The 23,829-nt window shown below is 62.5% G+C and carries 24 protein-coding genes; 11 read left to right on the top strand and 13 right to left on the bottom strand.

Going from position 1 to position 23,829, the window contains the following annotated elements; all coding sequences use genetic code 11:
• Positions 1-12: 12 nt before the first annotated feature.
• The 9 genes from G7026_RS08460 to G7026_RS08500 all read right to left on the bottom strand — a co-directional run bounded on the left by G7026_RS08460 (position 13) and on the right by G7026_RS08500 (position 11,029).
• Entirely contained in the window at positions 13-1,281 is a 1,269-nt protein-coding gene (locus G7026_RS08460) for a YeaH/YhbH family protein (RefSeq protein WP_181070301.1), read from the bottom strand.
• Positions 1,282-1,366: 85 nt separating this feature from the next.
• Complete coding sequence (locus G7026_RS08465; protein WP_181070302.1) at positions 1,367-3,289, bottom strand: PrkA family serine protein kinase; 1,923 nt, start codon at positions 3,287-3,289, stop codon at positions 1,367-1,369.
• A 266-nt stretch (positions 3,290-3,555) separates the two neighbouring features.
• The gene (gene glpE, locus G7026_RS08470; RefSeq protein ID WP_181070303.1) at positions 3,556-3,882 is read right to left on the bottom strand and encodes a thiosulfate sulfurtransferase GlpE; all 327 of its coding nucleotides are present in this window, start codon (positions 3,880-3,882) and stop codon (positions 3,556-3,558) included.
• Positions 3,879-4,703, bottom strand: a complete 825-nt coding sequence (locus G7026_RS08475; protein ID WP_181070304.1) for a symmetrical bis(5'-nucleosyl)-tetraphosphatase — start codon at positions 4,701-4,703, stop codon at positions 3,879-3,881. The genes glpE and G7026_RS08475 overlap by 4 nt, the downstream gene beginning before the upstream one ends.
• Positions 4,700-5,080, bottom strand: a complete 381-nt coding sequence (gene apaG, locus G7026_RS08480) for a Co2+/Mg2+ efflux protein ApaG (RefSeq protein WP_181070305.1) — start codon at positions 5,078-5,080, stop codon at positions 4,700-4,702. Before apaG ends, G7026_RS08475 begins: the two co-directional genes overlap by 4 nt.
• Before the next feature lie 22 nt (positions 5,081-5,102).
• The gene (gene rsmA / locus G7026_RS08485; protein ID WP_181070306.1) at positions 5,103-5,897 is read right to left on the bottom strand and encodes a 16S rRNA (adenine(1518)-N(6)/adenine(1519)-N(6))-dimethyltransferase RsmA; all 795 of its coding nucleotides are present in this window, start codon (positions 5,895-5,897) and stop codon (positions 5,103-5,105) included.
• Between the two features lie 101 nt (positions 5,898-5,998).
• The gene (gene pdxA, locus G7026_RS08490) at positions 5,999-6,982 is read right to left on the bottom strand and encodes a 4-hydroxythreonine-4-phosphate dehydrogenase PdxA (RefSeq protein ID WP_219858353.1); all 984 of its coding nucleotides are present in this window, start codon (positions 6,980-6,982) and stop codon (positions 5,999-6,001) included.
• A gap of 11 nt (positions 6,983-6,993) precedes the next feature.
• Positions 6,994-8,292 (bottom strand): peptidylprolyl isomerase, encoded by a 1,299-nt coding sequence (locus tag G7026_RS08495; protein ID WP_181070307.1) that lies wholly within the window; start codon positions 8,290-8,292, stop codon positions 6,994-6,996.
• Positions 8,273-11,029 (bottom strand): LPS-assembly protein LptD, encoded by a 2,757-nt coding sequence (locus G7026_RS08500; RefSeq protein ID WP_181070308.1) that lies wholly within the window; start codon positions 11,027-11,029, stop codon positions 8,273-8,275. Before G7026_RS08500 ends, G7026_RS08495 begins: the two co-directional genes overlap by 20 nt.
• 131 nt (positions 11,030-11,160) lie before the next feature.
• Between G7026_RS08500 and G7026_RS08505 the strand changes: the two genes are divergently transcribed.
• The 3 genes from G7026_RS08505 to G7026_RS08515 are packed head-to-tail and all read left to right on the top strand — an operon-like array spanning position 11,161 to position 13,610.
• The gene (locus G7026_RS08505) at positions 11,161-12,180 is read left to right on the top strand and encodes an aminoglycoside phosphotransferase family protein (RefSeq protein WP_181070309.1); all 1,020 of its coding nucleotides are present in this window, start codon (positions 11,161-11,163) and stop codon (positions 12,178-12,180) included.
• Positions 12,177-12,845, top strand: coding sequence for an N-acetylmuramate alpha-1-phosphate uridylyltransferase MurU (murU, locus tag G7026_RS08510; RefSeq protein ID WP_181070310.1), 669 nt, complete (start codon positions 12,177-12,179; stop codon positions 12,843-12,845). Before G7026_RS08505 ends, murU begins: the two co-directional genes overlap by 4 nt.
• Positions 12,846-13,610, top strand: coding sequence for a TerB family tellurite resistance protein (locus G7026_RS08515; RefSeq protein ID WP_181070311.1), 765 nt, complete (start codon positions 12,846-12,848; stop codon positions 13,608-13,610).
• A gap of 21 nt (positions 13,611-13,631) precedes the next feature.
• Here the strand turns inward: G7026_RS08515 and G7026_RS08520 are convergent, their stop codons facing one another.
• Positions 13,632-14,618: a DUF3530 family protein gene (locus tag G7026_RS08520; RefSeq protein ID WP_181070312.1), complete on the bottom strand. Its 987-nt coding sequence runs from the start codon at positions 14,616-14,618 to the stop codon at positions 13,632-13,634.
• 123 nt (positions 14,619-14,741) lie between these two features.
• On the opposite strand from G7026_RS08520, the gene rpe reads away from it, so the two are divergent.
• The 6 genes from rpe (at position 14,742) to trpC (ending at position 20,279) form a co-directional block, all read left to right on the top strand.
• Entirely contained in the window at positions 14,742-15,416 is a 675-nt protein-coding gene (gene rpe, locus G7026_RS08525; protein ID WP_181070313.1) for a ribulose-phosphate 3-epimerase, read from the top strand.
• Positions 15,416-16,099, top strand: a complete 684-nt coding sequence (locus G7026_RS08530; protein ID WP_181070314.1) for a phosphoglycolate phosphatase — start codon at positions 15,416-15,418, stop codon at positions 16,097-16,099. Before rpe ends, G7026_RS08530 begins: the two co-directional genes overlap by 1 nt.
• 218 nt (positions 16,100-16,317) lie before the next feature.
• Entirely contained in the window at positions 16,318-17,808 is a 1,491-nt protein-coding gene (gene trpE, locus G7026_RS08535; protein ID WP_181070315.1) for an anthranilate synthase component I, read from the top strand.
• Position 17,809: 1 nt separating this feature from the next.
• Positions 17,810-18,403, top strand: a complete 594-nt coding sequence (locus G7026_RS08540) for an aminodeoxychorismate/anthranilate synthase component II (RefSeq protein WP_181070316.1) — start codon at positions 17,810-17,812, stop codon at positions 18,401-18,403.
• Positions 18,403-19,449 (top strand): anthranilate phosphoribosyltransferase, encoded by a 1,047-nt coding sequence (gene trpD / locus G7026_RS08545; protein WP_181070317.1) that lies wholly within the window; start codon positions 18,403-18,405, stop codon positions 19,447-19,449. Before G7026_RS08540 ends, trpD begins: the two co-directional genes overlap by 1 nt.
• Positions 19,446-20,279, top strand: coding sequence for an indole-3-glycerol phosphate synthase TrpC (gene trpC / locus G7026_RS08550; protein WP_181070318.1), 834 nt, complete (start codon positions 19,446-19,448; stop codon positions 20,277-20,279). Before trpD ends, trpC begins: the two co-directional genes overlap by 4 nt.
• A gap of 54 nt (positions 20,280-20,333) precedes the next feature.
• Here the strand turns inward: trpC and crp are convergent, their stop codons facing one another.
• Positions 20,334-20,978 carry a cAMP-activated global transcriptional regulator CRP gene (gene crp / locus G7026_RS08555; protein WP_138407724.1) on the bottom strand — a complete coding sequence of 215 codons (645 nt, stop codon included), beginning with the start codon at positions 20,976-20,978 and terminating at the stop codon, positions 20,334-20,336.
• A 227-nt stretch (positions 20,979-21,205) separates the two neighbouring features.
• On the opposite strand from crp, the gene G7026_RS08560 reads away from it, so the two are divergent.
• Together G7026_RS08560 and speD are read left to right on the top strand one after the other, a co-directional pair.
• Complete coding sequence (locus G7026_RS08560) at positions 21,206-21,628, top strand: OsmC family protein (RefSeq protein WP_181070319.1); 423 nt, start codon at positions 21,206-21,208, stop codon at positions 21,626-21,628.
• Positions 21,629-21,868: 240 nt separating this feature from the next.
• Positions 21,869-22,663, top strand: coding sequence for an adenosylmethionine decarboxylase (gene speD / locus G7026_RS08565; protein WP_181070362.1), 795 nt, complete (start codon positions 21,869-21,871; stop codon positions 22,661-22,663).
• Between the two features lie 50 nt (positions 22,664-22,713).
• Here the strand turns inward: speD and coq7 are convergent, their stop codons facing one another.
• Both coq7 and G7026_RS08575 read right to left on the bottom strand, forming a co-directional pair.
• Entirely contained in the window at positions 22,714-23,361 is a 648-nt protein-coding gene (coq7, locus tag G7026_RS08570) for a 2-polyprenyl-3-methyl-6-methoxy-1,4-benzoquinone monooxygenase (protein ID WP_181070320.1), read from the bottom strand.
• A 39-nt stretch (positions 23,362-23,400) separates the two neighbouring features.
• Entirely contained in the window at positions 23,401-23,742 is a 342-nt protein-coding gene (locus G7026_RS08575) for a histidine triad nucleotide-binding protein (RefSeq protein WP_181070321.1), read from the bottom strand.
• Positions 23,743-23,829: the final 87 nt, after the last annotated feature.

The raw sequence follows: 23,829 nt of genomic DNA on the forward strand, positions 1-23,829 counted from the left end.
GCGCCCGCTGGATCAAGCCAGCCGGCGCTGGAACAGCTCGCGGAATACCGGGTAGATATCGCTGGCCGACACCAACTGCTGTTGGGCGAAGGAGTCGCCGAACGCTTCGCACACCTGGTTATATTCGTACCACAACGCCTGATGTTCGCGAGGGGTGATTTCCACATAGGTGTAGTACTGGACGAACGGCATGATCTGGTTGATCAGGATGTCCCGGCAGATGGGCGAATCATCGTTCCAGTTGTCGCCATCCGAGGCTTGGGCGCCGTAAATGTTCCATTCGCCGACCGGGTAGCGCTCGGCCATGATCTCCTGCATCAGCTTCAACGCACTGGAGACGATGGTGCCGCCAGTTTCCCGGCTGTAGAAGAACTCTTCCTCGTCGACTTCCTTGGCGCTGGTGTGGTGACGGATGAACACCACGTCGATCTTGTCGTAGTTCCGCTTGAGGAACAGGTACAACAGGATGAAGAAGCGCTTGGCGATGTCCTTGGTCGCCTGCGTCATCGAGCCCGACACGTCCATCAGGCAGAACATCACGGCTTTCGAACTGGGATTGGGCTGCTTGCTCAGCAGGTTGTACTTGAGATCGAAGGTGTCGAGAAAAGGGACGCGCTTGACCCGCGCCTGCAGTCGCTCGATTTCCGCTTCGGTCGCCTGGATGTCGCTGAAATTGTCCGGCTCCTCGAGCTTCAGGCGTTCGAGTTCGGCTTTCAGTTCACGCAGTTTGGCGCGGCTGCTGCCCGAGAGGGCGATGCGTCGGGCATGGGCCGAGCGCAGCGTGCGCACGATGTTGATGCGCGAGGGGTTGCCGTCGCTGCTGATGCCGGCGCGTACGGTTTTGAAGGTTTCGGCGCCGGTCAGGTGTCGCTTGACCAGGTTGGGCAGTTCGAGATCCTCGAACATGAAGTCGAGAAACTCTTCCTGGGTGATCTGGAAGACAAATTCATCCATGCCTTCGCCGCTGTTGCTGGCCTGGCCGGCGCCCTGACCACCGCCGCCGCCCTGCGGGCGCGGAATCCGTTCGCCTGCGGTGAATTCCTTGTTGCCGGGATGAACGATGGTCTGGCGTCCCCCGCGGCCGTGATGCAGCACCGGCTCGTCGATATCGCGGCCGGGAATGCTGATCTGCTCGCCGTGTTCCATGTCGGTGATCGAGCGGCGGCTGACCGCCTCCTCGACCGCTTTCTTGATGTGGCCACGGTAGCGCCTGAGGAAGCGCTGGCGGTTAACCGTGCTCTTGTTTTTGCCATTGAGGCGTCGGTCGATCACATAACTCATACGGGCCCTCCGGGCTGAGCTGAAAGCCATGAGCCGGAAACCGAAAGCGATCCGCGTTTGCTTCCAGCTTCAGGCTTCCAGCTGCTTACTGCGATTTACGGACCCGCAGATACCACTCGGAGAGCAGGCGGACCTGCTTCTCGGTGTAGCCGCGCTCGACCATGCGTACCACGAAGTCGTTGTGTTTTTGCTGATCCTCCTTGCTGGCTTTTGCGTTGAAGCTGATGACCGGGAGCAGGTCCTCGGTGTTGGAGAACATCTTCTTCTCGATGACCACCCGCAGCTTCTCGTAGCTGAGCCAGGTAGGGTTCTTCCCGTTGTTGTTGGCGCGGGCACGCAGCACGAAGTTGACGATCTCGTTGCGGAAGTCCTTCGGGTTGCTGATGCCGGCGGGCTTCTCGATCTTCTCCAGCTCTTCGTTCAACGCCACGCGGTTGAGGATTTCCCCGGTTTCCGGGTCGCGGTATTCCTGGTCCTGAATCCAGAAGTCGGCGTACAGCACATAGCGGTCGAAGATGTTTTGCCCGTATTCGCTGTAGGACTCCAGGTACGCGGTCTGGATCTCCTTGCCGATGAATTCGATATAGCGCGGCGCCAGATACTCCTTGATGTAGCGCAGGTAGCGTTCACGGACTTCGGCGGGGAACTGCTCCTGCTCGATTTGCTGTTCGAGCACATAGAGCAGGTGGACCGGGTTGGCGGCGATCTCGTGGGGGTCGAAGTTGAATACCTTCGACAGGATCTTGAAGGCGAAGCGCGTCGACAGGCCGTTCATGCCTTCATCGACGCCGGCCGAGTCGCGGTATTCCTGGATCGACTTTGCCTTGGGGTCGGTGTCCTTGAGGTTTTCACCGTCATAGACGCGCATCTTCGAATAGATGTTGGAGTTTTCCGGCTCCTTCAGGCGCGACAGCACCGAGAACTGGGCGAGCATCTTCAGCGTGTCGGGGGCGCAATGGGCGCGCGACAGGGAGCTGTTCACCAGCAGCTTGTCGTAGATCTTGACCTCATCCGACACGCGCAGGCAGTAGGGCACCTTGACGATATAGATGCGGTCGATGAAGGCCTCGTTGTTCTTGTTGTTGCGGAAGGTGTGCCATTCCGACTCGTTGGAGTGGGCCAGCAGGATGCCATTGAAGGGAATCGCTCCGAGGCCTTCGGTGCTGTTGTAGTTGCCTTCCTGGGTCGCGGTGAGCAGCGGGTGCAGCACCTTGATCGGCGCCTTGAACATCTCGACGAATTCCATCAGGCCTTGGTTGGCCCGGCACAGCGCGCCCGAGTAGCTGTAAGCGTCGGCATCGTTCTGTGGAAATTCCTCGAGTTTGCGGATATCGACCTTGCCGACCAGGGCTGAAATGTCCTGGTTGTTCTCGTCGCCCGGCTCGGTCTTGGCCACGGCGATCTGGTTAAGGATCGAGGGATAGAGCTTGACCACGCGGAACTGGCTGATGTCGCCGCCAAACTCCTGCAGCCGCTTGGTGGCCCAGGGCGACATGATGGAGTTGAGATAGCGTTGCGGAATGCCGTAGTCCTCCTCGAGGATCTGGGCGTCTTCGGCCGGGTTGAACAGCCCCAGCGGGGATTCGAATACCGGTGAGCCCTTGATGGCGTAGAAGGGCACGCGCTCCATCAACTGTTTGAGCTTTTCAGCCAGGGAGGACTTGCCTCCGCCGACCGGGCCCAGCAGATAGAGGATCTGTTTCTTCTCTTCCAGGCCCTGAGCGGCATGGCGGAAGTAGGAGACGATCTGCTCGATGCAGTCTTCCATGCCATGGAAGTCCGCGAATGCCGGGTAACGGCGAATCACCTTGTTGGAAAAGATGCGCGACATGCGCGGGTCGGTGGAGGTATCGAGGAGTTCGGGTTCGCCGATTGCCATGAGCAGCCGCTCGGCCGCCGAGGCGTAGGTGCTGGGCTCCTGCTTGCACAGATCGAGATACTCCTGCAGCGAATATTCTTCCTGGCGTGTCGATTCGAAGCGTTGCTGGAAGTGGCTGAAAATGCTCATGACTTCACCTCGGTCGATGCTAGGGCCGGTGCGATCACGATGTTTTCAGGAGACGACCGACAGAGCCGGCCAAATGGAGTTCCCCCGAACACCCTCATGGTCGAACCAAAGGCCCAAAAAGCCGGTACGGGCTTTCCAGTATGGATGGCCTGCAGTTAAGGATAGTTCGGTTTCGGTGAATTCAAGTGCGAGGATGTAAATCTGTGTCGCCGGGCACGTTGCCCGACGAGGGAGCCCGCGGGATACGCGGGCTGCAAGGGGCGAAATTACTCGTCGGACTGGACGACTTCGCCGGGGAAAGTGCTGCGCCAGAGCTCAAAGCCGCCATCAAGGCTGTAGACATCGGAAAAGCCCTGGTGGGCCAGGTAGGCGGCCGCGCTCTGGCTCGAGTGGCCGTGATAGCAGGTCACGATCAGCGGCTGATCGAAATCGGCGGCGGCGATGAAATCGGGCAACGAGTGGTTGTCCAGGTGGGTGGCGCCGGCGATGTGTCCGCTGGCGAAGCTCTGCGGGTCGCGAATATCGACGACGACCGCGCCGTTGCTGCGCAGGGTTTGTGCCTGCTCGGGGGCGATTCGTTTGAATTCTGTCATGTCGGGATTTCCTCGCAGTCGCAATGATGCAGTTCGCCACTGTCGACGTTCATCAACGTCATCTCGTTGCCCCAGACGCAGCCGGTATCGAGGGCATAAACGTAGGGTTCGTCGCACTTGCCTTCCAGCGCGGCCCAATGGCCAAAGATCAGCTTCTGTCCGCGCATTTTGCGATTCGGGTGGCTGAACCATGGTGCGTAGCCGGGAGGGGCCGAATCGGTGCCTTCTTTGGCGGCGAACTCGAGGGTGCCATCGGCGGTGCAGAAGCGCATGCGGGTGAAATAGTTGGTGATCACGCGCAGGCGCGCCACGCCGTGCAGGTCCTTGCTCCACTTGGCCGGTTGGTTGCCGTACATGCCATCGAGAAAGGGCAGCAGGGTCTCGTCGTTCTGCAGCGCCTGTTCCACCTCGGCCGCGCGCCGAAGCGCCTTGGTCAGCGACCACTGGGGCGGAATCCCCGCATGCACCATGGTCACTTTCCGGTCGGCATCGTGGTGCACGAGTTTCTGCCGGCGCAGCCAGTCGATCAGGTCCGCGCGATCGTCGGCCGTGAGGATGGGCTTGAGGGTATCGTTTTTCTTCATCCGCTCGATATTGTGCGCCACGGCCAGCAAATGAAAGTCATGGTTACCGAGCACGGTAACGGCCGAGCCGCCCAGATCACGAACGTAGCGCAGCGCTTCGAGGGACTGCGGGCCGCGGTTGACCAGGTCTCCGGCGAGCCACAGGCAATCGCGCGAAGGGCTGAAATCGACCTGCTTGAGCAGGCAAAGCAGTGGGTCGAGGCAACCCTGCAGGTCGCCGACAGCATAGGTGGTCAATGCAATGCTCCGGGTACGGCCAGCCGGAACGGCGCGATGACGGCCTCGAATTCACGCCCGTCATCGGCAAGCATGGCGTAACTGCCCTGCATGCTGCCCACCCGGGTCGCCATCAGTGTGCCGCTGGTGTAGATGTGCCGCTGTCCGGCTGCGATGACCGGCTGTTCGCCGATCACACCGTCGCCGCGGACCTCCTGAACCTGACCGTCGCCATCGGTGATGATCCAGTGACGCGAAAGCAGCTGGGCAGAGAGCTGGCCTTTGTTTTCGATAGTTACGGTGTAGGCAAAGGCATAGCGGTTTTGTTCCGGTTGCGATTGCGCCGGCAGGTATTGGGTCGCGACGCTGACGTCTATCCGATAGCGGGAGTCGGTCATGGCATCCTCTCGATAAGGCGAGTTAAGCGTGGGACAGCTGGTCCGCCAGCCGAACGAAGGCAGCAAGGTCGAGCTGTTCGGGCCGCAGACTCCCGTCGACGCCGGCAGCCTCGATGGCGTCGGCATCGAGGAGGCCCTTTAGGGTGTTGCGCAGGGTCTTGCGGCGCTGGTTGAAGGCTTCGCGTACCACTCGCTCGAGCTGCCGAGGGTCGCGTGCCGGATGCGGCAGGGTCTCGTGGGGAACCAGACGGACGATGGCCGAATCGACCTTCGGTGCCGGATTGAACGCGCCTGGGCCGACATTGAACAGATGCTCGACCCGGCAGTGGTACTGGACCATCAGCGACAGCCGACCCCAATCGCCACCGCCGGGCTGCGCGGCCAGGCGTTCGACCACTTCCTTTTGCAGCATGAAGTGCATGTCGCGGATCAGGTGGGCATGCTCGAGCAGGTGAAAAATCAGCGGTGTGGAAATGTTGTACGGCAGGTTGCCGACGATTCGCAGGCTGCCCGGTTCACCGCCCAGGCGCGCGAAGTCGAACTTCAGCGCGTCGCCCTGATGCAGCGCGAAATTGTCCCGATCAGCGAATTTACTCTGCAGGATCGGAATCAGGTCGAGGTCCAGCTCCACCACGTCCAGCTGCGCGCCGCTATCCAGGAGGCCTTCGGTCAGCGCACCCTGGCCCGGGCCGATCTCCACCAGGTGCTCGCCCTCGCGGGGGTGGATGGCGCGCAGGATTCGGTGGATCACGCCGGCGTCGTGCAGGAAGTTCTGGCCGAAACGCTTGCGCGCACGGTGCTGGTAGGTTTCCGCCATGCAAAGCTCCAGATGGCCGGAGCAGCTGCCCGGCCCGATGCAAAAGGAGAGATTATAACGCTGATGCTGGCGGCGCGGCGCGCTCTGTGCCGCTGCGATGATTACCGGCCGGTCATCTGATAGGCGGTTTCCAGGGCCACTTGCAGGCTGCCGGTATCGATACGGCCAGTGCCTGCGAGGTCGAGTGCCGTGCCGTGATCGACCGAGGTGCGCACGATCGGCAACCCGAGGGTGACGTTGACCGCGGCGCCGAAGCCCTTGTACTTGAGCACCGGCAGACCCTGATCGTGATACATCGCCAACACCGCGTCGCAGTGCTCGAGGTTCTTCGGGCTGAAAAGGGTGTCGGCCGGCAAGGGGCCGACCAGATCCATGCCTTCGCTGCGCAGGCGCTGCAGCGTGGGTTCGATGATCTCTATTTCCTCGCGCCCCAGATGGCCGCTTTCGCCGGCGTGCGGATTGAGCCCGCAGACCAGGATGCGAGGTGCGCTGATGCCGAACTTCTGCTTCAGGTCGGCATGCAGGATGCGGGTGACATCCTCCAGGCGCTGCGGTGTGATCGACGCGGCAACGTCCTTGAGCGGCAGGTGCGTGGTTACGAGCGCGACACGCAAACCGTGGGTGGCAAGCATCATCACCACCTGCGGTGTGCCGGTCAGTTGCGCGAGGAACTCGGTATGGCCTGAGAAGGCGATGCCGGCATCGTTGATCACACCCTTGTGCACCGGGGCGGTGATCATGCCGGCAAAGCTGCCGTCCAGGCAGCCCTGTGCGGCCCGGGTCAGGGTTTCGAGTACATAGGGCGCGTTGGCGGTCTGCAGTCGTCCGGGCTCGGCGGTATGCGTCAGGGGCGTATCCCAGACATATAGCGTACCGGCAGGCGCCGGCTCGCTAGGCCAATCCTCGGGCGTGACGCTGTGCAGCTGGGTGTCGAGCCCGAGCACGGCGGCCCTATCGCTCAGTAGAGCGCGGCTGGCGATGGCGATGAGTACATGGGGATGTGCCGAGCTGGCGAGCAGCAGGCACAGGTCCGGACCTATACCTGCTGGCTCGCCAGGGGTGAGGGCAAAGCGACGAGAGATCATCGGCGGGCGCCTCAGATCTTGATTTCCACGTAGGCTTCGTCGCGAATCTGACGCAGCCAGGCCTGCAGCTCTTCGTCGTACTTGCGGTTGCGCAGAATGGTCATCGCCTGCTGTTCGCGGAAATCCTCGCTGGCGTCGGTGGCTCGGCGGCCAAGCACTTCGAGGATGTGCCAACCGTAAGCGGTTTGGAACGGTGCGGAGAGCTGGCCGGCTGCGGTGTTTGCCATGACTTCACGGAATTCGGGGACCAGCGAGTTGGGGTCGACCCAATTGAGATCACCGCCATTGAGTGCTGAGCCCGGATCCTCGGAGAAGCTGCGGGCCAGCTCGGCGAAGTCTTCGCCAGCGCTGATCCGGTCATGCAGGCGCTGCACGAGGCGGCGGCTCTCTTCGTTGCTGCGAATCTCGCTGGGCTTGATCAGGATATGGCGCACATGGACTTCGTCGCGGACCTGGGTCTCGCCGCCGCGCTTTTCCAGCAGCTTGACCAGGATGAAGCCGGGCGGCGTGCGAACCGGCTCGGTGACCTGGCCGACCTGCATGCCCTGTACCAGAGAATCGAAAGGCGGTGGCAGCTGCGCCGCCTTGCGCCAGCCCATCTCGCCACCTTCCAGCGCGTTTTCGCTGGCGGAGCGGGAAACTGCCAACTGGCCGAAGTCGGCGCCCTGCTGCAGCTGCTGGTAGGTGTCGTTGGCGCTGCGCTCGGCGGCCTGCACGGTGGCGGAGTCGGCGGATTCAGGCACCGGAATCAGAATGTTGGCCAGGCGGTACTCTTCGGACAGTTGCATCTTGCCGAGATCCGACTTGAGGAAGTTCTGCACCTCCTGGTTGGACACTTGCACCCGCTCGGCGATGCGCCGCTGGCGCACGCGGCTGATCACCATCTCGCGGCGGATCTGTTCGCGCGCGTCTTCGAGCGACAGGCCATCGCCCGCCAGCGCTTGGCGAAACTGCTCGAGGGACATGTTGTTGCGCTGGGCGATGGTGCCCATTGCCTGGTTGAGCTCTTCGTCGGAGATGCGGATGCCGGAGCGCTCGCCCATCTGCAACTGCAGGTTCTCGGTAATCAGACGCTCGAGCACCTGGGAGCGCAAGACATCGTCGGACGGCAGCTCAGCGCCACGCTTGCCGATGGTCTGCTGGACTTCACGGACACGCTGGTCGAGCTGGCTCTGCATGATGACGTCGTTGTCGACGATGGCTACGACCCGGTCGAGCGGTTGTACCTGTGCGGTGGCAGCGGTCGCGCTACCCAGAAGCAGGGCGCCCAGCATCAGCGGGCGCAGTAGATTAGAAAGCTTGGTCTTCACGTTCACGGTAACCTTGAATGCCTTGGTCCAGGAAAGCCTCGGTCGCGTTGCCGAATACGCCGCCGAGCCCCTTGAGGACGATCTGGAGGAAAATGCCACGGTCCGGCTCGTCGTTGAGGCGTGGGTTGAGGCTGGTTTCGTCGTTGTCGATCCAGTAGCGATTGATCAGACGAAGCTTCCAGCAGCAGGTGTCGTACTCGAAGCCGCCAAAGGCTTCCAGCGTACGGTTGCGGCCGTAGTCATACTGCCAGCGCGCGATAGCGCTCCACTGCGGCGCGATCGGCCAGATGGTGGAGAAGTCGTGCTGGTTGATCTTGTAATAGTCCTTGATGTAATCCGGTTGGTCCGGGGTGCTGAAGTCGTCGTTGTACCGCCAGGTACCCGTTGCCTGGTCGAAACGAATGGTGTCGTTGCGATAGCGATAACCGATGTTGACGATCTTGTTCGGGTTGTCCGCCGCCTGGTAGTGGAACATGGCACTGCCCGAGCGTGTGGTGTGGGTGTCCGGATCCCAGTTGAAGGTGGAGGTGAAGCGCCAGTCCTGGTTGTAGCGGTACTGGTATTCGAGGGCATAGGGCGAAACCGACGCCTGGGCCTGGTCGAAGTCACGGTAATCGATGCCTGGCATCTGCACGCGGCGATCTTCGAAATAGAAGGCCTGACCGATGCTGATGCGCTGGCGCTCGAAGCCGTTGGCCTCGATCCAGCGGCTGGTGACACCCAGCGAAACCTGATTGGCATCGCCAATGCGGTCGTTGCCGTTGAAACGATTGTCGCGCCACAGCGAGGCGTAGCTGAACGGCGTTTCGCTGGTGTCGAAGACCGGAATGTCGTCCTGGTCCTTGTTCGGCACGTAGAGGTAGAACAGTCGAGGTTCGAGGGTCTGACGGTAGCCCTGGCCGAACCACTGGGTGTCGCGGTCGAAGTACAGGCCACTGTCGACGCTCAGGATCGGTACGCTGCGATCGGGCGAAGAATCGAACTCACCCGCGAGGCCGGCGCGGCCCTGGGCGTCGATATCGAGGTCGTACTTGGTGTAGGCGTACTTGACCGAGGGTGTCAGGAAACCCCAGGCCCAGTTCAGCGGCAGGCTGACACCCGGCTCCACATGGATACGCTCACCCTCGGCGCGGTTTAATCCGAAAAGGCGTTCGTCGTACCACTCCTCCGGATTGCCGTCGTCGTTGATGAAATTGCCGCTGCGCAGACTGCGCTGGAATTTGACGAACTCGGTCTCGTAGCCGAACTGCAGACCGCCTGGCTGGAAGGGCAGGCCACCGTTCAGGGTGATCTGCGGCAAGCGATCGTAAGGCGTGATGTCGGTGACCGTTGCACGCTCATAGGCGTGGGCATTGATCTGCGCGACGTAGCTATCGCCGCGGTAGGTCAGCGTGCCGCGCTGATTGAGGTGCGAGGGACGATCGATGCCGAGGCCGGTGCTCAGGTCCTGGAAGTAGTACGGGTCGCTGATGTCGGTGTAGTCGACTTCTGCCAGCCAGCGCGAGTCGAGTCCAGTGCGGTGCTGCAGGCTGTACATCCAGCGCTGGTCTTCGTACTCGGACTGCAGCTTGCGCTCATCCTCGCGGTCGTTCAGGTAGGCAGCGCCGAACTGGCCTTCGCTGCTTCGCGTGAGGTAGCGGAACTCGCCTTCCATCAGCAGGCCGCGCTCGCTCATGTACTGCGGATAGAGCGTGGCGTCGAAGTTGGGCGCGAGGTTGAAGTAGTAAGGCGTCTGCAGCGTCACACCGTTACTGCTCGACGAGCTGATGCTCGGCGCAAGAAAGCCGGACTGGCGACGGTCGTCGATGGGAAAATAGATGTACGGCGTGTAGAACACCGGCACGTTCTTGACCCGCAAGGTGACGTTGGTCGCGCTGCCGCGGCCCGTGTTGGGGTCCAGGGTGACGTTGTTGCCGGTCAGGTGCCAAGCGTTGTCGCCCGGCTCGCAGCGGGTGTAGGTGCCATCCTTGAGGCGGATGATCGCGGTTTCCTCGCGCTTGGCGTACAGCGCGCTACCACGCACTTTGCCCGCGTGTACCACATATTCGGCGTTATCGATCTTGGCTTCGCCGTTGTCGAGGAACAGCTCGGCGCGATCGCCAACCACCAGCGTGCCGGTATCGCGAAAACGGACATTGCCGGTCAGCTCACCACGGTTTTCCAACTGATACAGGTTCGCCTCGTCGGCCTCGACCTGGATGCTGCCTTGGCGCAGCAGTACATCGCCTGCCAGCGTGGCGGTTTCGGTCTCTTGTTCGTAGCGGGTGGCTTTCGCCGAAACGTAGGTCGGCGCCTCGCTCAGCGGCGTATCGTCGAACTTGCCCGGGCGATCCGGCTCGACGTAGGCACCGGCGCAATAAGGGCCGGCTTCGGCAAGTTGTGCGGCGGTGAGCTTGTCGCGCGGTACCCAGTCCAGGTGACTGTAGTCGGCGCTACGCGAGGCCAGGCCCTTGCCCTTGCTCTCGGTGACGAGGGTAGTCGTCGGCGTTTCGGCGGCACGGGCATCGGGGGCCTGGGCGCTGGTGCTGCTGACGGCGCTGCTGCTGTGGACCGGGCGGGGCGGCAGCGTGGCGTTGGCTGCTTTGGGGGCGCATGCCCAGCCACCGGAAGGGCCAGGCTGGCAGTCGAACTGCTCGGCTGCGATAACGAAAGGAACTGCCATTGGTTGCAGAGCGAGCAAGCTGCCAGTGAACAGTAAGGGGAATTTCTTGCGAAATGCGGGGTATTTGAGTGCCATCTGGTTTATTAGTCCCGGCTTCCTGCGAGCCATCGGCCGGCTGGGCCGCCCGCCTCTCGATGGGCTGAAAAAGATGCTGGATAATAAAGCATGACCCGACTATCGGCTAGCGCCGTGGGAGACCCCCTGAAATGCCGCATCAAGACCAACGCCTGCTGGACGTGAACGACTGGTTGGCGCACGTATTACCTCCCCTGTTCGCCGAGCATGAGTGGGGCGTCCCGCCTCAGGCGACGCTGACGGCCGCCAGCAGCGACGCCAGTTTTCGTCGTTACTTTCGCTGGGAGGCCGCCGATCGGACGCTGATTGTGATGGACGCGCCGCCCCCGCAGGAGAATTGCCGCCCGTTCGTCGACATCGCCGGCCGGCTGACGGCAGGAGGGCTCAACGTGCCGCAGGTGTTGGCTCAGGATCTGGAGCGGGGCTTCCTGCTGCTGAACGACCTGGGACGGCGCACCTATCTGGACGTCATCGACGATGGCAATGCCGCAGCGCTGTTCGCCGATGCCATCGACGCGTTGATCCGGTTGCAGCGCATCCCCGTGGCTCCGGGGTTCGCCGCCTACGATCAGGCCTTGCTGCAGCGCGAACTCCAGCTGTTTCCCGACTGGTATGTGGAGCGCCATCTGGGTGTCAGCCTTGATGAGGGCCAGCGAAGTCAGTGGGCGCGTATCTGCACGCTGTTGATCGACTCGGCGCTGGCTCAGCCGCGGGTGCTGGTCCATCGTGATTACATGCCGCGCAATCTGATGCTCAGCGAGCCGAACCCCGGTGTTCTCGACTTTCAGGATGCGGTGCTGGGGCCGGTCACCTATGACATCACCTCGCTGTTCAAGGATGCTTTTGTAAGCTGGCCGGAGGAACGCGTGCAGGGCTGGCTCGAGACGTACTGGAAGCAGGCGCGCGAAGCAGGCATCCCGGTACAGGAGGATTTTCAGGCATTCCTGCGGGCCAGCGACCTGATGGGCGTGCAGCGTCACCTCAAGGTCATCGGGATCTTCTCGAGGATTTGCCATCGCGATGGCAAGCCTCGCTATCTGGCGGATGTGCCGCGGTTCTTCGCCTATATCCAGACCGTGCTCGCCCGGCGACCAGAGCTTGCAGAGTTGGGCGAGCTGCTCGCCAGTCTTCCGGCGGAGCCACGGAAATGAAGGCGATGATCCTGGCCGCCGGCAAGGGCGAACGCATGCGTCCCCTGACACTGCACACGCCCAAGCCGCTTGTCCAGGTGGCGGGCGTCCCTCTGATCGTCTACCACATCGAGGCGCTCGCGCAGGCCGGGTTCGACGAGCTGGTGATCAACCACGCCTGGCTCGGAGAGCGCATCGAGGCGTATCTCGGCGACGGCAGCCGTTACGGCGTGAGCATCCGCTATTCGCCAGAGGGCGAGCCGCTGGAAACCGGTGGCGGCATTTTCAAGGCGCTACCGCTGCTCGGTGACGAGCCCTTCGTGGTGATCAACGGCGACGTCTGGACCGATTATTCATTCGCCGCCCTGCCGCACCAGTTCGAAGGCTTGGCCCATCTGGTGCTGGTGGACAACCCAGCTCACCATCCCGACGGGGATTTTCAACTGGCCGGCGGTCGGGTGAACGAACAGGGCGACGGCGAGCGGTTGACCTACAGCGGGCTTGCCGTCCTGCATCCGGCCCTGTTCGAAGGCTGCGCGCCCGGTGCGTTCAAACTCGCACCGCTGTTGCGCACGGCGATGGCGCTGGGGCGGGTCAGCGGTGAGCATCATGCAGGACATTGGGTCGACGTCGGTACGCTCGAGCGTCTGGCCGAAGTCGAACAACTGCTGAAGGCGCGCGCCTAGATGTTCTGGCCTGTCACCTTTCTTGGCGCGCTGGCTGGCTGGCTGCTGGCGAGCATCCCCGGTGCCCTGCTCGGCGGTCTGCTCGGGCAGGTGTTGGATCGTCGTCTCGGGCTCGATTCTTGGGCGAGCCTGCGAGAGCGCATGCGTAGCGGTGCGCCGTTGCAGGGCGAGGTATTGTTGTTCGTCCTGCTCGGACGCTTGGCTAAAAGCGGAGGTCGAATCAGTGAGGCGCACATTCGGGTCGCACGTGCCGAAATGCAGCGGTTGGGGCTGGATCAGGCAGGCCAGCGCGAGGCCATCGATGCCTTCTATCGCGGCAAGTCCGGCGATGACAGCCTACGCCAGCCCCTGGGCCGCCTGCGTAATCGCGAGCAGGCGGCCGCCGTGCTGCAGGCCTGCTGGCGAATGGCGCGTGCCGAAGGTCGGGTGAATGCCCGTGAACATGAGTTGATCATGCTCTGGGGCAAGTGGCTGGGTTGGAGTGGCGAAGAGGTCGCCGCACAGGATCGGGATGCCGGACGGCGACAGGGCGCGCCCACCAGTCGCGGTGGTGCCTACGAGGAAGCCATGCAACTGCTCGGCGTTCGAGCCGACACCGAGCCGCACGGGATCAAGCGTGCCTACCGCAGACTGCTCAGCCAGCATCACCCGGACAAGCTGGCCGGCTCGGGTGCGTCGCCTGCGCAAGTGCGTGATGCCACCGAGCGTACTCGCGAGTTGCACAATGCCTATGCACTGATCCGGGAGCGGCGCGGGTTTCGCTGATTGGCCCATGTGCTTGGGTGTTCAGGATTGTCGGCCCAGCCAGCCGCGTATCCGGCGGTACAGCTGTTCCTGCTCGGCGTCCGCATCGGCTGGGATGGTCTGCAGCATGACCTGATGGTAGCTCGGGTGATCGAGCCGTCGAGCGGCGTTGCGCCGGGCGATGGCGGCGTCGCGCAGGTAACCGGGCTGGGGATAGTAGAAATCTCCCGTGGCGACCTTGAGGGGGGGTACCAGCTCCTCCAGGGAGGCTTCGCCTGGGACGGCGCGCGGCGCGATCAGCACCAGGTGCCGCAGTTGTTGATCGGGTTGCTCCTGCAGATAGCGGGCCGCCCAGAAGGCGCCGCTGCCCTGGCCGGCGAGCACGATGGTGGCGGGGCCATTCTCACGGGCGAAGCCGATGCCGGCGGTGATTCGCTCGAACAGTGCCGTCGGCCACTCAACAGTGGGCGGGATGTTGGCGGCCGGTTCGGATTCCGGGTCCTGGACTTCAGTGGCGCTGTCTTCGGGCGCCGACGTCTGTTCCGGCAGATACCCTGCTTCGGCCGGCGCCTCAGTTTGCGGCGCCGTTTCGTCTTCCGGCGGCGCGTCTGTGCTGGTCGCCGCGTCAGGCTCCGGTGCGTTGGGCAAGGCGATGCCGGGGTTGTCCGGCAGGCTCAGGCTCAGGGTGTGCCAGCCGTCGTCGGGCAGCCGGTGGCGTAGTGGGCCGATGCCGCGTGGCCAGTCGGCGCTCTGCCCGTCGCCGGGCAACAGGATCACCGTGCCTTTGACCTTGGCGGTATTGGCCGGTAGCCAGAGGGCGATGAAGGTCTGGCCGGCGGCGTCGAGCATCCGTGCCTGTGTGGGAAACTTGCGGGCCAGTTCCTGTGCCTCGATCGCGCTTCGCTCGCCCAGCGGGGCACGCAGCACAGGCTTTGTCTCGACCGGTTGCTCGGTGCTCGGCTCCTCGGCCATGAGTGGGGCGGCCGCTGCACACAAGACCAGCAGGGCGGCTATCAGCGTTTTTGACATCGACGGCTCCTCGGGGCGAAACGCCAGCCTAGCGGCACACCGCGGCGACCGCTAGCCGCACGCGCCGTCGTGCGGGGCTTCGGGTACACTACGCGCCCGTGTTTTTGCCGCCTGAGGTGCGTCATGCAGCCGTTCGCCATCGCTCCGTCCATTCTGTCCGCCGATTTCGCCCGCCTCGGTGAAGAGGTGGACAAGGTCCTCGCCGCAGGCGCCGATATCGTTCACTTCGATGTGATGGACAACCACTACGTACCCAACCTGACGATCGGACCGATGGTCTGCGCCGCGTTGCGCAAGTACGGCATCACGGCGCCGATCGATGCGCATCTGATGGTCAAGCCGGTGGATCGCATCATTGGCGATTTCATCGAGGCTGGCGCCAGCTACATCACCTTTCATCCCGAAGCGTCCGAGCACATCGACCGCTCCCTGCAACTGATTCGCGACGGCGGCGCCAAGGCGGGCCTGGTGTTCAATCCGGCGACGCCGTTGGACGTGCTGCGCTACGTGATGGACAAGGTCGACATGATCTTGCTGATGAGCGTCAACCCGGGCTTCGGTGGGCAGAAGTTCATCCCCGGCACCCTCGACAAGCTGCGCGAGGCACGTTCGCTGATCGACGCCTCCGGATATGACATCCGTCTCGAGATCGACGGTGGGGTCAACGTCAAGAATATCCGTGAGATCGCGGCTGCCGGTGCCGACACCTTCGTGGCCGGCTCGGCGATCTTCAACGCGCCCGATTACCGCCAGGTGATCGACGCCATGCGCGCCGAGCTGGCGCTGGCAAGCGCCTGATGCTCCTGCGCAGTGTGTTCGACGGCGAGCTGCCGCGCCTGGTGATGTTCGATCTCGACGGCACCCTGCTCGACTCGGTGCCTGATCTGGCGGCCGCGGTGGACAGCGTCCTGCTTCAGCTCGGCCGTCCGCCGGCCGGCCTCGCCCGGGTGCGGGACTGGGTCGGCAACGGCGCGCCGGTGCTGGTGCGCCGGGCCTTGGCCGGCGGCCTCGATCACCAAGGCGTCGACGATGAGTTGGCGCAGCGGGCGCTGCAGATGTTTCTCGAGGCCTACGCGGGCGGCCATGCCCTGACCACTGTATACCCTGGCGTCCCGCCGTTGCTCGAGTGGCTGCGCACGCAGGGCGTGCCGATGGCGGTGGTGACCAACAAGCCCGAGCGCTTCGTGGAGCCGCTATTGCAGGAGAAAGGCCTGGGCGGCTTCTTCAGCTGGATCGTCGGTGGCGACACGCTGTCCCGGCAAAAGCCCGATCCGGCAGGGTTGCGCCATGTGCTCGAGCGGGCAGGAGTGCCGGCGCACCAGGCACTGTTCGTGGGTGACTCGCGCAACGACGTGCTGGCGGCCAGGGCGGCGGGGGTGCCTTGCGTGGCGCTGCGCTATGGCTACAATCATGGTCGACCGATCGATGAGGAGCACCCCGAGCTCGTCCTGGATGATCTGCGCGAATTGCTCGTAGGTTGATTCGGCATTCGCGCTGCGCTAGTGTGGCCGAACCGTTTTATCCCCGCCTTACGAGATCAGACACGTGGTTGTCATCTGCAAACATCGGTACACCAGCGCCTGGATGAAAGTCGTCAAGGCCCTGGCACGTTGGCGCTGGCGCGCCTGAATCGTACTGGCCGGCCGCGAGCTGGCGCGTTTGCTCCTGACCTACCCCTTTGTTAGCCACGAGGCTGATCATGACCCGCGACGAATTCCTGCGCCTGGCCGCCGAAGGCCATAACCGCATCCCTGTGTCTTTCGAAACCCTCGCCGATTTCGATACCCCGCTATCGCTGTACCTCAAGCTCGCCGACGCGCCCAATGCCTATCTGCTCGAGTCGGTGCAGGGCGGTGAGAAGTGGGGGCGCTATTCGATCATCGGCTTGCCCTGCCGCACCGTCATGCGGGTCCACGACCACCATGTCAGCGTGACTGTCGACGGCCGTGAGAGCGAAAGCTGCGAAGTCGAGGACCCACTGGCGTTCGTCGAAGCGTTCAAGGCACGTTACCGGGTGGCCCCGGTCGAAGGCTTGCCGCGCTTCAATGGCGGCCTGGTCGGCTATTTCGGCTACGACAGCGTACGTTACGTCGAGCGCAAGCTCGCACGCTGCCCCAACCCCGATCCGCTGGGCACCCCGGACATCCTGCTGATGGTGTCGGATGCGGTGGTGGTATTCGATAATCTGGCCGGCAAGCTGCACTGCATCGTGCTGGTCGATCCGGCCGAGCCCGACGCGTTCGAGCAGGGCCAGGCGCGCCTGCGGGCGCTGCGGGAAAAACTGCGCCAGCCGATCGAGCCACGCCTCGGGCTCGACTTCGATACTGCGCGGCAACACGAGCCGGACTTCAATTCCAGCTTCAGCCGCGACGACTACGAACGGGCGGTCAACCGGATCAAGGATTACATCCTGGCCGGTGATTGCATGCAGGTGGTGATTTCCCAGCGCATGTCGATCCCCTTCAAGGCGGCGCCGATCGATCTCTACCGCGCGCTGCGCTGCTTCAACCCCACGCCCTACATGTACTTCTTCGATTTCGGCGACTTCCATGTGGTCGGCAGCTCGCCGGAAGTACTGGTCCGGGTCGAGGATGGCCTGGTCACCGTTCGCCCCATCGCCGGTACGCGGCCGCGCGGCGCCAACGAGGAAGCGGATCTGGCGCTCGAGCAGGATCTGCTAGGCGACGCCAAGGAAGTGGCCGAGCACCTGATGCTGATCGACCTCGGCCGCAACGACGTCGGTCGCGTAGCGGAAACCGGCTCGGTGAAACTCACCGAAAAGATGGTCATCGAACGCTATTCCAACGTCATGCACATCGTCTCCAACGTCACTGGCCAGCTCAAGGCACCCTTGACCGCCATGGATGCGCTGCGCGCGATCCTTCCCGCTGGCACCCTGTCCGGTGCCCCGAAGATCCGCGCCATGGAAATCATCGACGAGCTCGAACCGGTCAAGCGCGGCGTCTACGGCGGTGCGGTCGGCTATCTGGCGTGGAATGGCAACATGGACACCGCGATCGCCATTCGTACCGCGGTGATCAAGCACGGACAGCTGCATGTCCAGGCTGGTGCCGGCATCGTCGCCGATTCGCAGCCGGCGCTGGAGTGGGAAGAGACCCTGAACAAGCGTCGCGCCATGTTCCGTGCGGTGGCGCTGGCCGAGCAGCCCGATCAATCGAAGGAGAACTGACATGTTGCTGATGCTCGATAACTACGACTCCTTCACCTACAACGTGGTGCAGTACCTTGGTGAGCTCGGCGCGCAGGTCAAGGTGGTGCGCAACGACGAACTCAGCGTCGCCGAGATCGAGGCGCTCGCGCCCGAGCGCATCGTGGTGTCGCCCGGCCCCTGTACGCCCAACGAGGCGGGCGTGTCGCTCGAGCTGATTCGCCACTTCGCCGGCAAGCTGCCGATTCTGGGCGTCTGCCTGGGGCACCAGAGCATCGGGCAGGCGTTCGGCGGTGACGTGGTCCGCGCCCGCCAGGTCATGCATGGCAAGACCAGCCCGGTGTTTCACCTCGACAAGGGTGTGTTCGCCGGACTCAACAATCCGCTCACCGTGACCCGCTATCACTCGCTGGTGGTCAAGCGCGAAACCTTGCCGGACTGCCTGGAGGTCACAGCATGGACCCAGGCCGACGACGGCTCGGTCGACGAGATCATGGGCCTGCGACACAAGACGCTGAATGTCGAGGGTGTGCAGTTCCATCCCGAGTCGATCCTCACCGAACAGGGCCATGAACTGTTCGCCAATTTCCTCAAGCAGACCGGAGGCACGCGCTGATGGACATCAAAACGGCCCTCAACCGGATTGTCGGTCAGCTCGACCTGACCACGGAGGAAATGAAGCAGGTCATGACCGAGATCATGACCGGCAACTGCAGCGACGCGCAGATCGGTGCCTTCCTGATGGGCATGCGGATGAAGAGCGAAACCATCGACGAGATTGTCGGCGCGGCGATGGTCATGCGCGAGCTCGCCACACCTGTGGTGATTGATGCCGAGCAGTTGGTCGATACCTGCGGCACCGGCGGCGACGGGATGAACATCTTCAACGTTTCCACGGCCGCCGCCTTCGTCGTCGCGGCGGCTGGCGGCAAGGTCGCCAAGCACGGCAACCGCGCGGTGTCCGGTAAAAGCGGCAGTGCCGATCTGCTGGAGGCGGCCGGCGTTTACCTCGAGCTTCGGCCGGAACAGGTCGCGCGTTGCGTCGAGACCGTCGGCGTCGGGTTCATGTTCGCTCCAGCCCACCATGGCGCGATGAAGCATGCCATCGGCCCGCGCCGCGAACTCGGGCTGCGCACGCTGTTCAACATGCTTGGCCCGATGACCAACCCGGCCGGGGTCAGTCATCAGGTGGTCGGCGTGTTCAGCCAGGCGCTGTGCCGGCCGATGGCCGAAGTGTTGGCGCGGCTGGGCAGCACGCATGTGCTAGTGGTCCACGCGCAGGATGGTCTCGACGAGATCAGCCTGGCGGCGCCGACCCATGTGGCGGAACTGAAGGACGGCCAAGTTACCGAATACCGCATTCAGCCGGAAGATTTCGGGATCAAGAGCCAGAGCCTGATAGGGCTCAATGTGGATGGCCCTGTCGCATCCCTCGAACTGATTCGTGATGCGCTGGGCAAACGCAGAACCGAGAGCGGCCAGAAAGCGGCCGACATGATCGCCCTCAACGCCGGCGCCGCGCTTTATGCGGCCGACCGCGCCAGCAGTCTGGAGGAGGGCGTAGCGCTGGCCCACGACGCGCTGAGCTCGGGACTGGCACGGGAAAAAATGGAAGAGCTCAGCGCCTTCACGGCGGTATTCAGACAGGAGAATCAGGCATGAGCGTGCCAACGGTGCTGGAAAACATCCTGGCGCGAAAGGCTGTCGAGGTGGCGCAGCGCAAGAGCCAGGTCGGCTTGGACGAGCTCGATCGGCGCGCCAGTCAAGCCGACCCCGTACGCGGTTTCGCCAATGCCCTGCTGGAGCGTGCGCAGCGCAAGGCGCCGGCGGTGATCGCCGAGATCAAGAAGGCTTCGCCAAGCAAGGGCGTGTTGCGCGAGCAGTTCGAACCCGCCGAGATTGCGGCCAGCTATGAGGCCGGTGGGGCGGCCTGCCTGTCGGTACTGACCGACGTCGATTTCTTCCAGGGCGCTGATGCCTATCTGCAGCAGGCCCGTGGCGCCTGCTCGCTTCCGGTCATCCGCAAGGACTTCCTGATCGATCCGTACCAGGTGGTCGAGACCCGCGCGCTGGGTGCCGATTGCATTCTGCTGATCGCCTCGGCGCTGGATGACGCGCGCATGGCCGAACTCGCCAGCGTGGCCGCGGACCTGAACCTCGACGTATTGGTCGAGGTGCATGACGGCGATGAGCTGGAGCGGGCGCTGCGTCTGGATACGCCGCTGATCGGAATCAACAACCGTAACCTGCACACCTTCGAAGTCAGCCTGGAGACCACCCTCGACCTACTGCCGCGAGTGCCGCAGGATCGTCTGGTTGTGACAGAAAGTGGCATCCTCAACCGTGCCGACGTGGAGCTGATGGAGATCAACGAGGTGTATGCCTTCCTTGTGGGCGAGGCGTTCATGCGTGCCGAGCAGCCCGGGCTCGAATTGCAGCGCTTGTTCTTCCCAGAGCGAAAACCTCGCACGACAACCGCCGATCCCGAATAACGGGCACAAAAAAGCCGGTCGATGACCGGCTTCTTTTTGTCAGAGTTGGTCGGTTTAGCGAGTGCCGAAGACCACCATCGTCTTGCCTTTCACATGTACCAGCCCCTGTTCTTCGAGGCTCTTGAGCACGCGTCCGACCATTTCCCGCGAGCAGCCCACGATCCGGCCGATTTCCTGGCGGGTGATCTTGATCTGCATGCCGTCCGGGTGGGTCATGGCGTCGGGCTGCTTGCACAGATCCAGCAGCGTGCGGGCGACTCGACCGGTGACATCCAGGAACGCCAGGTCGCCGACCTTGCGGGTGGTGTTACGCAGGCGCTCGGCCATCTGGCTACCCAGCGCGTAGAGGATGTCGGGATCCTGTTGGGTCAGCTCGCGGAACTTGGCGTAGCTCAGTTCGGCGACCTCGCATTCGGTTTTGGCTCGTACCCAGGCGCTGCGCTCTTTTTCGGAGCCTTCCTTTTCAAAAAGACCCATCTCGCCGAAGAAGTCGCCCGAGTTCAGATACGCGATGATCATTTCGCGGCCATCGTCATCTTCGATCAGGATCGTGACCGACCCCTTGATGATGAAGAACAGCGTTTCGCAACGATCGCCCGCATAAATAATCGTGCTTTTCGCCGTATAACGCCGGCGATGGCAATGCGCGAGCAACTTGTCGAGGTTCTTGATCTTGGGAGTAAGAGTGATAGCAACCATGCAGTGAGGTCCCGAGAGCAGCGTTTTGTAAACGGCTGGTCTATTTTGATGTGACTAGGATGTCATTAAGTCGACGTCAGCTTAACAGACGTAGGACGACCGGCAACCCGCAAAATGTTGTCCAGTCAACAGATATGTGATGTCAATGTGCCTTCATAGTGTCGCAGGCTGATTTTTCTGCCTCATGGTACTCTTGCAACTCCTTTGCCAATAACCAGAGGTTTCCGATGAAGGCACGCGTTCAATGGGCTGGAGAAGCTCTGTTCCTAGGTGAATCTGGCAGTGGCCATGCCGTCGTCATGGATGGTCCGCCTGAGAACGGTGGGCGGAATCTCGGCGTTCGTCCCATGGAAATGCTGCTGATCGGCTTGGGCGGCTGTAGCAATTTTGACGTTGTCAGCATCCTCAAGAAATCCCGCCAGCCGGTGGAGAGCTGCGAAGCCTTTCTAGAGGCAGAGCGGGCAAACGAGGATCCGAAAGTGTTCACCAAGATTCATCTTCATTTCGTGGTCAAGGGGCGCGGCTTGAAGGAAGCCCAGGTCAAACGGGCTGTCAAGCTGTCGGCAGAGAAGTACTGCTCGGCTTCGATCATGCTCGGTCGCGCGGGTGTGGAAATCACCCATGACTACGAAATCGTCGAGCTCGGCTAGTGCCGGGTCCCGCCATTGCTCCTCGGTGCCGGCCTGACATCCGATCATCACAATGCGGCGTCAGGCTCTGGCGCATGGGCTGGCCGCTCTGCATAATGCGCGCCCCGATTTTTCGGGGTGTGCAATCAATTGCCAAAATCGCATCGCGAGAGGTGTAAATCGCCCTACGCAGAAACCACCCGGTATCTGACGGGCATGCTCAACCACGCGGCAGAGCCGCTTTGAAGAGAGTTTCCAATGGTGAAAAGCAAACTCAAGCTCCACGGGTTCAATAACCTGACCAAGACCTTGAGCTTCAATATCTACGACATCTGCTATGCCGAAACCCCGGAAGATCAGCAGGCATACGTGGAATACATCGACGAAGAGTACGACGCCGAGCGCCTTACTCAGATACTCACCGATGTGGTCGACATCATTGGCGCCAACATCCTGAATATCGCCCGGCAGGACTACGAGCCGCAGGGCGCGAGCGTGACTATTCTTATTTCGGAACAGCCGGTCACGCCGACCGATAGCCAGATCGAAGAGTCACCGGGCCCTCTGCCCGAAACCATCCTCGCTCACCTCGACAAGAGCCACATCACAGTTCACACCTACCCGGAGATCCATCCGGTGGACGGCATTGCCACGTTCCGGGTGGATATCGATGTCTCCACCTGTGGCGTCATCTCGCCCCTGAAGGCGCTGAACTACCTGATCCACCAGTTCGACTCGGATATCGTTACCGTCGACTATCGCGTTCGCGGTTTCACTCGGGATGTGGAAGGCAAGAAGCATTTCATCGATCACGAGATCAACTCGATCCAGAAGTACCTCTCCGAGGACACCCGCGCCGCGTACCAGATGACCGACGTGAACGTGTATCAGGAGAACCTGTTTCACACGAAGATGTTGCTCAAGGAGTTCGAACTCGAGAACTATCTGTTCGGCGATGCCACGCGCAACCTTTCCAAGGAGCAGCGCAAGCAGGTCGAAGATCGTCTGCGCCATGAAATGCTTGAGATCTTTTACGCTCGCAACATGCCGGGCTGATTGTCTCGTTGATAAAAAAGGGCGCCTCGGCGCCCTTTTTCGTGTCCGCGTCAGATGCGATAGGTCGCCTTGGTCATGACCTTCGCCAGCAGTGACATGCCGAACTTGACCGGAGCCGGGAAGCGGAAACCGCCGGCATCGAGCGCCATGGCACCATGATGGGCCTCGTCTTCGCGCATCTGCTCGAGAATCGCCCGGGATTTCTCGTCTGCCACCGGCAACTGTTGCAGGTGATCGTCCAGATGCTTGCAGACCTGTTCTTCGGTCGCGGCGACGAAACCCAGGCTGATGCGGTCGCTGATCATCCCGGCGCCGGCGCCGATGCCGAACGACAGGCCATAGAACAATGGGTTGAGGACGCTGGTGTGGCTGCCAAGCTGATGGATTCGCTGCTCGCACCAGGCCAAGTGATCGACCTCTTCATCAGCCGCCTTTTCCATCGCCTGGCGTACGCGGGGGAGGCCGGCCGTCAGTGCCTGGCCCTGATAGAGGGCTTGCGCGCAGACTTCCCCGGTGTGGTTGATTCGCATGAGGCCGGCAACATGACGCGACTCGCTTTCGCTCAGCTCGGCGGCGTCCTTGAGCAACGCGGGGGAGGGGCGTGTGGGCTGTCCGCTGAAGGGAAGCAGCGTACGCAGCGCGGCGTCCGCCTGCATCAGCAAGCGGTCGGCTGGCGAATAATGACGTTGACTGAGCATGGGGCTCTCCTTGGAAGAATAGGGCGTGGGACTGGCCTGTCAGCCTGGGGGCCAGTGCATCTGCCGTTGACCGAGCACATGCATGTGGATGTGATAGACCGTCTGCCCACCCAGGTCGTTGCAGTTCATCACCACCCGGAAACCTTCCTGGCAACCTTGTTCCTGGGCCAGCCGTTGGGCGGTAAAAAGCAGGTGCCCGGCCAGCGCTTTATCGTCCGCTTCGCTCAGTTCATGCAGCGTGGCGATATGCTTTTTCGGGATGATCAGGAAATGTACCGGTGCCTGCGGGGCGATGTCATGAAACGCCGCGACCTGGTCGTCTTCATAAAGCTTGCGTGCCGTGATGTCTCCGCTCACGATCTTGCAGAATAGACAGTCCATGCTGTTCTCCGTCGTGTAAGCCCGAAGTGTAGCAGGCCGATTTTGGCCGAGGCGAGCCGCTGCGGCGTCATGGCTCAGGGGGGGCGG

It is taken from the genome of Stutzerimonas azotifigens (genome assembly GCF_013522725.1).
GTDB classification, from domain to species: domain Bacteria; phylum Pseudomonadota; class Gammaproteobacteria; order Pseudomonadales; family Pseudomonadaceae; genus Stutzerimonas; species Stutzerimonas azotifigens_A.

What these genes read in the sequence shown, in the direction of transcription:
- G7026_RS08460 (WP_181070301.1), bottom strand. Translation starts at nt 1,281, where the DNA reads ATGAGTTATGTGATCGACCGACGCCTCAATGGCAAAAACAAGAGCACG.
- G7026_RS08465 (WP_181070302.1), bottom strand. Translation starts at nt 3,289, where the DNA reads ATGAGCATTTTCAGCCACTTCCAGCAACGCTTCGAATCGACACGCCAG.
- glpE (WP_181070303.1), bottom strand. Translation starts at nt 3,882, where the DNA reads ATGACAGAATTCAAACGAATCGCCCCCGAGCAGGCACAAACCCTGCGC.
- apaG (WP_181070305.1), bottom strand. Translation starts at nt 5,080, where the DNA reads ATGACCGACTCCCGCTATCGGATAGACGTCAGCGTCGCGACCCAATAC.
- rsmA (WP_181070306.1), bottom strand. Translation starts at nt 5,897, where the DNA reads ATGGCGGAAACCTACCAGCACCGTGCGCGCAAGCGTTTCGGCCAGAAC.
- pdxA (WP_219858353.1), bottom strand. Translation starts at nt 6,982, where the DNA reads ATGATCTCTCGTCGCTTTGCCCTCACCCCTGGCGAGCCAGCAGGTATA.
- G7026_RS08500 (WP_181070308.1), bottom strand. Translation starts at nt 11,029, where the DNA reads ATGGCACTCAAATACCCCGCATTTCGCAAGAAATTCCCCTTACTGTTC.
- G7026_RS08505 (WP_181070309.1), top strand. Translation starts at nt 11,161, where the DNA reads ATGCCGCATCAAGACCAACGCCTGCTGGACGTGAACGACTGGTTGGCG.
- murU (WP_181070310.1), top strand. Translation starts at nt 12,177, where the DNA reads ATGAAGGCGATGATCCTGGCCGCCGGCAAGGGCGAACGCATGCGTCCC.
- G7026_RS08515 (WP_181070311.1), top strand. Translation starts at nt 12,846, where the DNA reads ATGTTCTGGCCTGTCACCTTTCTTGGCGCGCTGGCTGGCTGGCTGCTG.
- G7026_RS08520 (WP_181070312.1), bottom strand. Translation starts at nt 14,618, where the DNA reads ATGTCAAAAACGCTGATAGCCGCCCTGCTGGTCTTGTGTGCAGCGGCC.
- rpe (WP_181070313.1), top strand. Translation starts at nt 14,742, where the DNA reads ATGCAGCCGTTCGCCATCGCTCCGTCCATTCTGTCCGCCGATTTCGCC.
- G7026_RS08530 (WP_181070314.1), top strand. Translation starts at nt 15,416, where the DNA reads ATGCTCCTGCGCAGTGTGTTCGACGGCGAGCTGCCGCGCCTGGTGATG.
- trpE (WP_181070315.1), top strand. Translation starts at nt 16,318, where the DNA reads ATGACCCGCGACGAATTCCTGCGCCTGGCCGCCGAAGGCCATAACCGC.
- G7026_RS08540 (WP_181070316.1), top strand. Translation starts at nt 17,810, where the DNA reads ATGTTGCTGATGCTCGATAACTACGACTCCTTCACCTACAACGTGGTG.
- trpD (WP_181070317.1), top strand. Translation starts at nt 18,403, where the DNA reads ATGGACATCAAAACGGCCCTCAACCGGATTGTCGGTCAGCTCGACCTG.
- trpC (WP_181070318.1), top strand. Translation starts at nt 19,446, where the DNA reads ATGAGCGTGCCAACGGTGCTGGAAAACATCCTGGCGCGAAAGGCTGTC.
- crp (WP_138407724.1), bottom strand. Translation starts at nt 20,978, where the DNA reads ATGGTTGCTATCACTCTTACTCCCAAGATCAAGAACCTCGACAAGTTG.
- G7026_RS08560 (WP_181070319.1), top strand. Translation starts at nt 21,206, where the DNA reads ATGAAGGCACGCGTTCAATGGGCTGGAGAAGCTCTGTTCCTAGGTGAA.
- coq7 (WP_181070320.1), bottom strand. Translation starts at nt 23,361, where the DNA reads ATGCTCAGTCAACGTCATTATTCGCCAGCCGACCGCTTGCTGATGCAG.
- G7026_RS08575 (WP_181070321.1), bottom strand. Translation starts at nt 23,742, where the DNA reads ATGGACTGTCTATTCTGCAAGATCGTGAGCGGAGACATCACGGCACGC.